Consider the following 2,020-nt stretch of genomic DNA (forward strand, 5'->3'; position numbering starts at 1 on the left):
AGACGATCCGTGCCGGGGCGGGCCCCCGAGCAGGTTCTCGTGCGTGACCATGGTCCCAGTGTGCCGGGACCTCCGGCCCGGGGTCGAACGCGCCCGCCCCGGCACGGATCGTCTCGCGCGCCCCTCGCGCGCCCCGGAGCGCGAACGCCGACGGCCCGGACGGGTGTCCGGGCCGTCGGCGGCTCGTTCCGCGGCGTCGGTGTCGGCGCGGCGGCCCGGGCTCCGGGGAGGGGCCGGCCGCGCCCGGTATCACTTCAGCTTGGTACCGGTGGAGCGCAGGTCGGCGCAGGCGCGGGTGATCCGCTCGGCCATGCCGGCCTCGGCCAGCTTGCCCCAGCTGCGCGGGTCGTAGGTCTTCTTCTCGCCGACCTCGCCGTCGACCTTCAGCACGCCGTCGTAGTTGCGGAACATGTGGTCCGCGATCGGCCGGGTGAAGGCGTACTGGGTGTCGGTGTCCAGGTTCATCTTCACCACGCCGTTCTCCAGCGCGGTGGCGATCTCCCCGGGGGTGGAGCCGGAGCCGCCGTGGAAGACGAAGTCGAAGGGCTCCTGCTTGCCGTAGCGGGCGGCGACGCCCTCCTGGAGGTCCTTGAGCAGTTCCGGACGGAGCACCACGTTGCCCGGCTTGTAGACGCCGTGGACGTTGCCGAAGGAGGCGGCCAGCAGGTAGCGGCCGTGCTCGCCCAGGCCCAGGGCCTCGGCGGTGCGCAGCGCGTCGTCGACGGTGGTGTAGAGCTCGTCGTTGATCTCGTGCGAGACGCCGTCCTCCTCACCGCCGGTGGGGGTGATCTCGACCTCGAGCACGATCCGGGCGGCGGCGGCGCGGGCCAGCAGCTCGCGGCCGATCTCCAGGTTGTCGGCGAGGGTCTCGGCGGAGCCGTCCCACATGTGGGACTGGAACAGCGGCAGTCCGCCCTCGGCCACGCGCTGCTCGGAGACCGCCAGCAACGGACGGACGTACCCGTCCAGCTTGTCCTTGGGGCAGTGGTCGGTGTGCAGGGCGATGTTGACCGGGTACTTCTCGGCGACGATGTGCGCGAACTCGGCGAGCGCGACCGCCCCGGAGACCATGTCCTTGTTGTACTGACCGCCCAGGAACTCGGCGCCACCGGTGGAGATCTGGACGATGCCGTCGCTCTCGGCCTCCGCGAAACCGCGCAGCGCCGCGTGCAGGGTCTGCGTCGAGGTCACGTTGATGGCGGGGTAGGCGAACCTGCCGGCCTTCGCCCGGTCGAGCATCTCGTTGTAGATCTCGGGGGTTGCGATGGGCATCTGTCCGCTCCTTGGAATCTGCGTGTGCGGGTCGGCTCCGTGCCGCACGGGCGGCCGGGGTGAGCGAGGGTCGACGTCATCGTCGGGCTCATCCTCCCAGACCCCGTTCGGTGGGTCAGCCCGGGACGACGTCCGCGAGATCGTAGGCGGCCAGGTAGGGCAGCCCGGTCCTCTCCACGGCGGGCGCACCGCCGCGTTCGACGATCACCGCGACGGCGACCACCTCGGCGCCCGCCTCGCGCAGCGCCTCGACGGCGGTCAGCACGGACCCGCCGGTGGTGGAGGTGTCCTCGACCGCCAGCACCCGGCGGCCGGCGACGTCCGGCCCCTCGATCCGGCGCTGGAGACCGTGGGCCTTGCCGGTCTTGCGGACGACGAAGGCGTCCAGGTGCCGACCGCGCGCGGCGGCGGCGTGCAGCATGGCCGTGGCGACGGGGTCGGCGCCCAGGGTGAGGCCGCCGACGGCGTCGTATCCCAGGTGCTCGGTGAGGTCGAGCATGACCCGGCCGACCAGGGGCGCGGCGGTGCCGTCCAGGGTGATCCGCCGCAGATCGACGTAGTGGTCGGCCTCCAGGCCGGAGGAGAGGGTCACCCGGCCGTGGACGACGGCCTTGTCCCGGATCTGCCGCAGCAGCTGGTCGCGCTCGCTCATGGGGGTCAGGCTATGCGACGGGACGCCGCGCGCCGGTGCGGGGGCGCCGGGGAGCGTGCGCCGGCCCCGCCGCCCCGGGAGGGGTGACGAGGCCGG

Annotated in this window: 2 protein-coding genes; both read right to left on the reverse strand. The window is 73.1% G+C overall.

Going from position 1 to position 2,020, the window contains the following annotated elements:
• Positions 1-249: 249 nt before the first annotated feature.
• On the reverse strand, positions 250-1,272 hold the full coding sequence (gene fbaA, locus FNQ90_RS21095; RefSeq protein WP_182607802.1) for a class II fructose-bisphosphate aldolase: 1,023 nt from the start codon (positions 1,270-1,272) through the stop codon (positions 250-252).
• 115 nt (positions 1,273-1,387) lie between these two features.
• A complete protein-coding gene (gene pyrE, locus FNQ90_RS21100; protein WP_182607803.1) occupies positions 1,388-1,924 on the reverse strand; it encodes an orotate phosphoribosyltransferase in 537 nt (178 codons plus the stop codon).
• Positions 1,925-2,020 lie beyond the last annotated feature (96 nt).

Source organism: Streptomyces alkaliphilus, assembly GCF_014141535.1.
Classification (GTDB): Bacteria; Actinomycetota; Actinomycetes; order Streptomycetales; family Streptomycetaceae; genus Streptomyces; species Streptomyces alkaliphilus.

Coding starts and splice junctions, on each gene's coding strand:
- fbaA (WP_182607802.1), bottom strand. CDS start 1,272: ATGCCCATCGCAACCCCCGAGATCTACAACGAGATGCTCGACCGGGCG.
- pyrE (WP_182607803.1), bottom strand. CDS start 1,924: ATGAGCGAGCGCGACCAGCTGCTGCGGCAGATCCGGGACAAGGCCGTC.